The organism is Deinococcota bacterium, from assembly GCA_030858465.1.
Taxonomy (GTDB): Bacteria; Deinococcota; Deinococci; order Deinococcales; family Trueperaceae; genus JALZLY01.
In genome coordinates this window covers 1-7,975 of the sequence record JALZLY010000028.1, presented here as the reverse complement: position 1 = coordinate 7,975, position 7,975 = coordinate 1, and the positions used below count along the sequence as shown (strand labels likewise).

9 protein-coding genes are annotated in these 7,975 nt (G+C 62.2%); 7 read left to right on the top strand and 2 right to left on the bottom strand.

Annotation, left to right across the window (positions count from 1 at the left end; genetic code table 11):
* Positions 1-278: hypothetical protein (locus M3498_01765; GenBank protein ID MDQ3458023.1), on the top strand; the 278-nt coding region annotated here is incomplete at its 5' end.
* Between the two features lie 117 nt (positions 279-395).
* Here M3498_01765 and M3498_01760 read toward each other — a convergent pair.
* Positions 396-1,475 (bottom strand): site-specific integrase, encoded by a 1,080-nt coding sequence (locus M3498_01760; protein MDQ3458022.1) that lies wholly within the window; start codon positions 1,473-1,475, stop codon positions 396-398.
* A gap of 407 nt (positions 1,476-1,882) precedes the next feature.
* On the opposite strand from M3498_01760, the gene M3498_01755 reads away from it, so the two are divergent.
* From M3498_01755 to M3498_01730, 6 genes are all read left to right on the top strand, one after another.
* Positions 1,883-2,137 carry an AbrB/MazE/SpoVT family DNA-binding domain-containing protein gene (locus M3498_01755; protein MDQ3458021.1) on the top strand — a complete coding sequence of 85 codons (255 nt, stop codon included), beginning with the start codon at positions 1,883-1,885 and terminating at the stop codon, positions 2,135-2,137.
* A gap of 4 nt (positions 2,138-2,141) precedes the next feature.
* A complete protein-coding gene (locus M3498_01750) occupies positions 2,142-2,504 on the top strand; it encodes a type II toxin-antitoxin system VapC family toxin (GenBank protein MDQ3458020.1) in 363 nt (120 codons plus the stop codon).
* A 394-nt stretch (positions 2,505-2,898) separates the two neighbouring features.
* Positions 2,899-3,888, top strand: a complete 990-nt coding sequence (locus M3498_01745) for an ABC transporter substrate-binding protein (GenBank protein ID MDQ3458019.1) — start codon at positions 2,899-2,901, stop codon at positions 3,886-3,888.
* 9 nt (positions 3,889-3,897) lie between these two features.
* A complete protein-coding gene (locus M3498_01740) occupies positions 3,898-5,556 on the top strand; it encodes an iron ABC transporter permease (protein ID MDQ3458018.1) in 1,659 nt (552 codons plus the stop codon).
* A gap of 2 nt (positions 5,557-5,558) precedes the next feature.
* Entirely contained in the window at positions 5,559-6,590 is a 1,032-nt protein-coding gene (locus tag M3498_01735) for an ABC transporter ATP-binding protein (protein MDQ3458017.1), read from the top strand.
* Between the two features lie 22 nt (positions 6,591-6,612).
* Entirely contained in the window at positions 6,613-7,383 is a 771-nt protein-coding gene (locus tag M3498_01730) for a sugar phosphate isomerase/epimerase (protein ID MDQ3458016.1), read from the top strand.
* A gap of 33 nt (positions 7,384-7,416) precedes the next feature.
* Here the strand turns inward: M3498_01730 and M3498_01725 are convergent, their stop codons facing one another.
* Positions 7,417-7,590, bottom strand: a complete 174-nt coding sequence (locus M3498_01725; GenBank protein ID MDQ3458015.1) for an RES family NAD+ phosphorylase — start codon at positions 7,588-7,590, stop codon at positions 7,417-7,419.
* Positions 7,591-7,975: the final 385 nt, after the last annotated feature.

The window sequence follows — 7,975 nt, the reverse complement described above, 5'->3', positions numbered from 1 at the left end:
CTTCCTTCCACGCTGCTCTGTTGCGCGCCCTGCCAATGGTTGCGGAGCAGCCGAACTCGTTTTACGAGGTGTTCGAACGGGAACTGCTGGGCAGCGACATTCCCACCGCGGAAGCGTGGCTGCACCTAGCTGGGAAGCGCTCCCTGCTTAGTCGCCTGCTGGTGGTGATGGACGGTGAGGTGAGGGTCACCTGGGTGGCGGATGCAGAGGACACCTCAGGCGTTGCGGAGCGGGCAGGGGAGAGCAACCCTGCTCAAACACCCCTGAAGAAGGCGTGAACACCACACTCGAGCATGTCATCTGTTGAAGCGCTCGAGGCCCTTTCAAGAGCAACCCCGTAAAATCGCCTTTAAGGCCCCTCGAGCTTCTCTTGAGGGTAAAAGTACCTGGGTGATTCAGCCTTCAGGATCCTCTTTACGGCCCCACGACCGCACCACCTGCCGCGTCGCGTCCTTGGCCCTTTTGGCGTAGGTGCGGGCGGTATCGAGTTGGCTGTGCCGCAAGTGATCCGCCACCAGCACGATGTCGCCGGTGTCTTGGTACATCTGCGTGCCCGCGGCGTGCCGCAGCCCGTGCACCTCACGCCCCTGGTACGGCACCGCAGCGCGCGCGCACAGCCCCTTGAAGCGCTCGCGGATCGTCAACTCCCGCCACGGCAACACGAAACTCGCGTCCCTGGCTCCTGTCTTGGTGAGGTAACGTTTGCGCCCCTCGGGCCTGCCCTTGAGGCGCGTCAGAGCCTCCGCCAGCCCCTCGCTCAAGGCCACGGCAGCGCGCTTGCGCCCCTTGCCCAGGATCACCAGCTCGCCCTCCTCGAGCCTGACGTGCCGCCACCTGAGCTTCGCCATCTCGTGCACCCGCAGGCCGGCGTGGGCACCCAAGAGCACGATCACTTCCTCGGCGGGGTCGTCAGCGACCTTTAGGAGCTTCTTTAGGTGCGCGGCGGTGTAGTGCTTGCGCTTGTCCTCCGGCGCGCGGTCTTGCGACCCCACCCGCACATGCTCGAAGGGATTGGCGTCCGTCACCCCGGCGTAACGCAAGGCGTTGTAGAGCAGCTTGCCGGCGGCCAAACGCACCGAGATGGCGCTCCTGGAGTAACCGGCGCCCTCGCCTTCACGCTCCCGCTCGCTTGTCTCGAGCGCGAGGCGCTTGTTGGGTGGTTCATGCAGGCGTTCGACCTGGAGTCTGGAGACGTAGTCGTTGCCGGCGTTGCGGTGGGGCTTGAGGAGGTTTTCGCCTTGCCAGAGCTCGAGCAGGTCGAGGACGTAACGGTGGTACTTGCGGAGGGTTTCCTTGCTGACCTGTTGCTTTTTGGCTCCGGTAGCCCGGAGGTAGGCTTCAACGTAGCTCCATAGCACCTCCCAGTCCCTGGCTTGTAGGGTCTTGAGGACCTCCAGGCGGAGCTGTTCGTCGGAGAGGCTCATCCATAATCGGGTGGCGTAGTAGGGTGTGGCACGATAGTGGTCTAGGGTCATGCGGTTCCTCCAAGCTCGAGTCGATGATAAAGCTCTCATGAACATTGATGTTGATGGACTAAAGTTAATCCATTTTAAAAACGCAGTTAACATTAGTAAAAATACTGCATAAAGCCTACCATCTTTGTATCAAATATATTTGCGGTAAGAGCTGTTCCCGCTATTTACGATGAGCATAGCAACCGACGAGGCCAAGATGAAGCAATTATTTCACAGTACGGCTACCTGTGGATTTTGTGATAACCGTTCCATAATATACCTAAATGGCAATACGCAATACTTCTCCAAAGCTGTAAATAAGGATAAACTGAACCACTTCTGGTCGATGTTAACAACTAACAGATTGCTTGCAAGTTGGACCAAACTGAAATCTAGCATATATCATGTACTTGGAGATATAATGCTGTATGGAAAACCTTCAATCGCAAAACATCAGGTTCGACGCGCAAGGCCGGGCGCTGATTCCCAAAAGCATGCGGGACGCGCTACACATAGCAAATGGTGATGAAGCAATCGGATGGCTCGAGGACGGCAGGCTGGTGCTCGAGCCTCGAAAGGTTCTACTCGAACGGTTGCAATCCCGCTACGCCGACATCGAGGCGAGTTTGGCCGACGAGCTGATCGAAGAGCGGCGCGAAGAGGCACAACGTGAGTCGCCGTGAGGTCATGGACGCCTCGGCGGTACTGGCGTTGTTGCAGCGCGAAGCGGGAGCTGAAACCGTCGAGCTTCGCGGGGCGGTCATGAACAGCGTCAATTTCGCCGAAGTGGTTCAGAAGTCCGTGGCGCGGCAACGGCCTGTCGACACCCTGCTTCACGAGCTGGCCTTGCTTGGCCTCAGCGTCACACCGTTCACGCCTCAAGAAGCACAGTTGACCGGAGAGCTGTACGAAAAAACCAGGACGCACGGCCTGTCGCTAGCGGACCGCTGCTGCCTGGCGACGGCGCAGCTTCTAGGCGCTGTGGCGGTAACCGCCGATAGGCAATGGCTCGAGGTTCCCCACGGCGTTGAGGTGCGCAGCATCCGCTAAGCCGTGAGCGACCACATCCCCGCCTCCTCGTTGAGCTTGCTCGAGCGCATCCTCGACTTCGCCACCAGGAACACCAGTGTCATATTTGTCGCTAGGAAGAAGTGATCGCGGTGGCGTCATCCATGGCCCGATGCGCAATTTGGGCCATAGGTAATCCTCGGCAGGGCTGACGCACGACCTAATTTTCGGGACTAAGGGAACAAAAGCTGATTCGGCTTCGGACTTGCAGATCGAAAGAAGCTGCGTCGGCCCTGTAATTCTTGGTGGTGCTGGAGTCCAGCATGAACGATTATGCTAGGATTGGCTGTGTCTTGACAATCCTCACATAGCCTTGAAGCGTCCTCCGGGTTCAACCCGTGCGGCCCAAGTACGGGAGAAAGGGAAGGTACCCAACGTGAAAACCGTGGTTAAGGCTCTGTTCGTTGTGATGGCCCTGGCATTGGGAGGTGCAGCTCTCAGTCAAGGTGGCACTGTCCTCATCTACACTTCCGTCCCACAAGACGTCATCGACGTTCTGCAAGCCGCGTACGAGCGGGACAACCCCGGGTACAGCCTCGACGTGTTCCGCGGCGGCACCTCCGAGATCCTGACGCGCGTGTCCGCCGAACGCCAAGCCGGCGCGATCGCCGCGGACCTCATCTGGGTAGCTGACCCCAGCGAGATCATCGCGCTCAAAGAGGAAGGCCTCCTCCTCGAGCACGTAAGTCCCGAGACGGAAGCGCTCCCCGCTGACTTCCGCGATCCCGACAACCAGTACTTCGCGGGTCGCGTCCTCGGCATCGTCATCGCCTACAACACGCTGATGGTGGATGAAGAGAACCGGCCACGGGGCTGGGGCGACCTGCTCGAGCCGCGCTTCGAGGGCCAAACGGGCTTCCCGACGCCGGCGAACAGCGGCGCGTCGGTGGTGACCATCGCCGCGCTGCTGGGCAGCCCGGAGTTTGGCGAGGCGTTCATTGCTTCTCTTGGCGAGAACGGCATGCGGCAACTGCGCAACAACGGCGAAGCCGCTCAGCTGACCGCCACCGGCGAGATTCAAGCGGCGGTGGGCCTCGACTTCCAGATTCGCGCCCTCAAGGAACAAGGCAGCCCCATCGATTACGTGTACCCCGCGGACGGCGGTGTCTTCATCCCGAGCCCCATCGCGATCTTCAACACCTCCCAGAATCAGGAGACCGCCAGGCATTTCGTGGATTACATCCTCTCCCGGCAGGGTCAGGAGATCCTCGTGCAGGAAGCGAACTTCATTCCCGCGCGCGATGACGTCCAGGGCCCGGAGGGCGCGCCTTCTCCCGACCTCGCCCGACTGGACATCGATCCCGACTTCATCGCGCAAAACAGGGAACGCATCCTCGAGGTTTTCGAGAGCAACATCCGGCCCTAGGCGACCGCCTTGATCGGCCTGTTCGTCCTCGCGCTGGTTCTTTTGGGGGTGCTGGTCGCCTACCCCATGCTCGCCCTGGTGATCACGGCGTTCACTCACCAGGGCGCGTTTAGCGTGCATCACTTCACCACGGCGCTCGCCCAACAACGAAACCTTGACGCCCTCTGGAACAGCCTCTGGATCAGCGTTCTCGCGACGATCGGCGCGACCGTCATCGGCACGGTACTCGCCTGGATTGTCGCCCGTACCGACACGCCCAGCCGCAAAGTCCTGCGTGCGCTGTTCCTGATCCCGTTCCTCATCCCGCCGTTCATCTTCGCGATCAGCGTCCAGCAGCTCCTCGGCCCGATCGGCTACCTCAACCGCTTCTGGCGTGACCTCTTCGGCGTGATCCTCTTCGACGTCAACAGCGCGGCAGGCATCGTCATCGTGCTGGCTCTCGGCTCCTATCCCTTCGTGTACCTCACCATGCTCACGGCCTTTGAGCGCTTGCCGGTCGAGCTCGAGGAAGCCGCGCGCATCAGCGGCGCGACAAAATGGCAGGTCATTGGAAGCGTGACCTTGCCCATGCTCGCGCCGACCATCGGCGCGGGCGCGGTGCTCGCCTTTGTAGCTTCGGTGAGCAACTTCGGGGTGCCGGCGATCCTCGGTTTCAGGCGCGGCATCCAGGTCCTCACCACCCGCATCTATGACGAGATGACGCGCGGCGTGGACGCGGACCGCCTCGCGGTCGCTGCGGCCTTGAGCCTCATCCTCGGTCTCTTTGGTGGCCTCAGTATCCTCCTGCAGAGGCTGCTGGCGGGCCGGCGCAAGTTCACCCTGGTGAGCGGCCGTGGCGGCGCCGGGGACATCACCCGGTTGGGTCGCTTGCGTTGGTCCGTCGCGACGTTTGGTTGGGCCTTCGTGATCCTCACCAGCCTCCTGCCGCTCCTGGCTATTCTCCTCACCAGCTTCTTGCAGGCCCCAGGCGTTCCCCCTTCTCTGGACACGCTGAGCTTCAGGTGGTACGAGCGCCTGCTGCTGGCCAGCCCGCGCATCCAGCAAGCGGCGCTCAACAGTTTCTTCCTGGCGTTCACGGCGGCCACCGTCACAACGCTGCTCGGCCTCGTGCTCGGCTTGCTGATCGAGCGGGTGCGGGTTCCCGGCAGCGGCTTCATCGACTGGCTGGCGACCCTGCCCTACTCGATTCCCGGTACGGTCGTGGCGATCGCGATGATCCTCGCTTGGCTGCAACCCATTCCCCTCTTGGGCTTCAGCATCTACAACACCATCTGGATTCTCCTCGTCGCCTACATCGCCCGTTACCTCGCCTTCGGCCTCAGGGGCTCGGTCGCCGCCTTGCAGCAGATTGGCGAGACGCTCGAGGAGGCCGCCCGGATCAGTGGCGCCACCCGCTGGCAGGCCATTCGTGACGTCCTCTTGCCACTCCTCAGGCCCGCCATGCGCTCAGCTTGGATCCTCGTCTTTATTCCTGCTCTGCAGGAACTCACGCTCAGCGCCCTCCTGGTCGGCCCCAGATCCCAGACGTTAGGCTACGCTGTCTTCAACCTTCAGGACGGGGGGCTAGTCAACCTCGCCGCTGCCCTGTCGGTGGTGATGCTGACGGCACTCGGTCTTGTCACGGTCATCGTTGGGCCGCTCCGCAGTGGTCAGCCGGGAGTCAAATAAGGATGGCGGGCGTTCGCATTGAAAACCTCTCAAAGCACTACGGCCCAACCGTGGCCCTCAAGAGCCTCGACTTGGATATAGCGCCGGGCGAGTGGGTGACGCTCCTGGGGCCGAGCGGCTGCGGCAAGACCACCACCTTGCGGATGATCGGCGGCTTTGCCGCGCCCACCACCGGACGGATCGCGATCGGCGAGCGCGTCGTAAGTGACGCCGAACGAAGGACCATGATCCCCATCGAACGCCGGCAGTTGGGGATGGTCTTCCAGGCGTACGCCGTCTGGCCCCACATGGACGTCTTGGCTAACGTCGCCTACCCCCTCAAGGTGCGCCGCATCGCCCGCAAGGAGTGGGAGAAACGCGCGCTCGAGGCGCTCGCCCAAGTGCACATGGAGGACCTGGCGAGACGCTACCCGCACGAACTCTCCGGTGGTCAGCAGCAGCGGGTCGCCCTAGCTAGGGCGCTCGTCAGCCAACCGGACGTGCTGCTCCTCGATGAGCCCCTCTCGGCTTTGGACGCGCGCCTCAGGGTCGAGCTCCGCACGCTCCTCGCGACGCTCCATAAGGAGACCGGCTTGACGGTGATCTTCGTGACGCACGATCAGGATGAAGCGATCACCCTCTCGGACCGGATCGTCGTCATGAACGAGGGTGAGGTCAGGCAGGTCGGCACGCCACGCGAGGTCTACCACCAGCCGGCGGACGAGTTCGTCGCCCGCTTCATAGGCTCGGGCTCGGTCCTTCCCGTCACCATCCGGAATCATCAGGTGTTCCTGGGGGGTGAAGCTATCGGTCAAACCGAAGGCGAGGACGGTGCGACCGCCATCCTGGTTCGCCCTGAGCGTGTCCGGATGCACGCCGGCGGACGCCTGCAGTGCAGGGTCATGCATGCCTGGTTCAAGGGGGACCACGAACTCGTCCAACTCCAAACGCCTGCTGGGGAACTGCTGGCGCGCTGCACCAAATCCCCTGGTGAGGATACCGTTCGGGTCGATGTGGAGGATTATGTCTTGCTCAGAGCCAACCCTGCCGGATAGGTTTTATCCTGCCAGCGTCCTGATGTGGTCGCGGCCTGTCGCTGAGTTCCTCGAGGCGGTCGCCAGGCGGGGCTTTTCGGGTGCTGAAGTCTGGGCGCAACACCTGCACCGCTCCGGCGAAACGCCTGAGGCAGTCAGGCGCCAAGCGGATGAGCTTGGTTTAGAACTCACTGCGCACGCCGTCTCCTACGACCTCAACCCGCTCAGCCAAAACCCGGAGATTCGTGAGGTGAGCCGCAGGCAGGTGATGCAATCGCTCACCGACGCCGCGGTGATGAGAGCGAAGGTCGTGACCGTGCATCCCGGGCAGCAGTCCTCCGGTACGGATGACCCGGAAGATTACTGGCCCGACTTGCTCGACTTCTGTTCAAGGCTGAATGAGCACGCCGAAAGGCTCGAGCTCAGGGTTGGGATTGAAGGCATGGAGCGGAAAGTCAACCAGTTTTTCGTGGAACCGACCGCACTCAACCGGCTGGTTGAAGCGATGGAGAACGAGGGTTGGTCATGCTTGGGACTCACTGTAGACATGGCGCACCTCGCTACCTTCACGGACCCCGTGGAGGCCTTCAAAACGGTCAAGCGGATTTCGCATGTGCATCTCTCCGATGGCGATCCACCCAGGGCTACGCACCGGCCCCTAGGTTTAGGTAAATTGCCATACCAGGAGATGATTGCAACCGCACTCGCCTCGGGCGCCCCGACTATCGCTATCGAAGGTCGTTGGCGTGCTGACGAGGAACACGCGCTGGACTGTGCCGCGAGGGCACTCGTTGAGATTCACGGGGCGCGCTAAGCGGTACGGCGACTAAACTCGTTCCGCCTGAAGTCAGGTTCGGGGCGCGGTGGCGTCCGGGGCGAGCCGTGGGTTGATCGGGAAGTCCTCGGGCCCCTCGCGCGACAACAACGAGAACTCGGGGTGAGCGCGGTTGAGCAAGAAGTTGTGCTCCTGAGGCACCAGCACACTGGGAACCGCCAGCGCGAGCGAGGTTGCCTTTTCCACCCAGTCCTTATCCAGTCCTCGGGGAGCGCCTTCGTCTCCAGCCACGTCACCTGCTTGTCCTGCAGCATCACGCGGTAGAGGTGCCGTGGCGTGAGGGGTTTTATGGCCTTGCGGTAGGCGAGCACCTCGAGAACCGCGAGGGCGAGGCTGCTTGAGGTGTACACGACGCGGATGCCCGGTGGGTTCCAGCGGCGATAAAGGCGCCCTCGCCACAAAAGGCCGTTGGGCTGTGCCGTGGATGCATCAGGCGGAACGTGGTGGTCACACGATGACGCCGTGATCGAGCTGCAGGAGGAGCCGCCGCACGGCTTCCATGCCGGGGGCCGTGCGAGCGTACTGCAGGGGTGCCGCCCCGCTTAGGGCCAGGTTGCCGGTGGTCATGAAG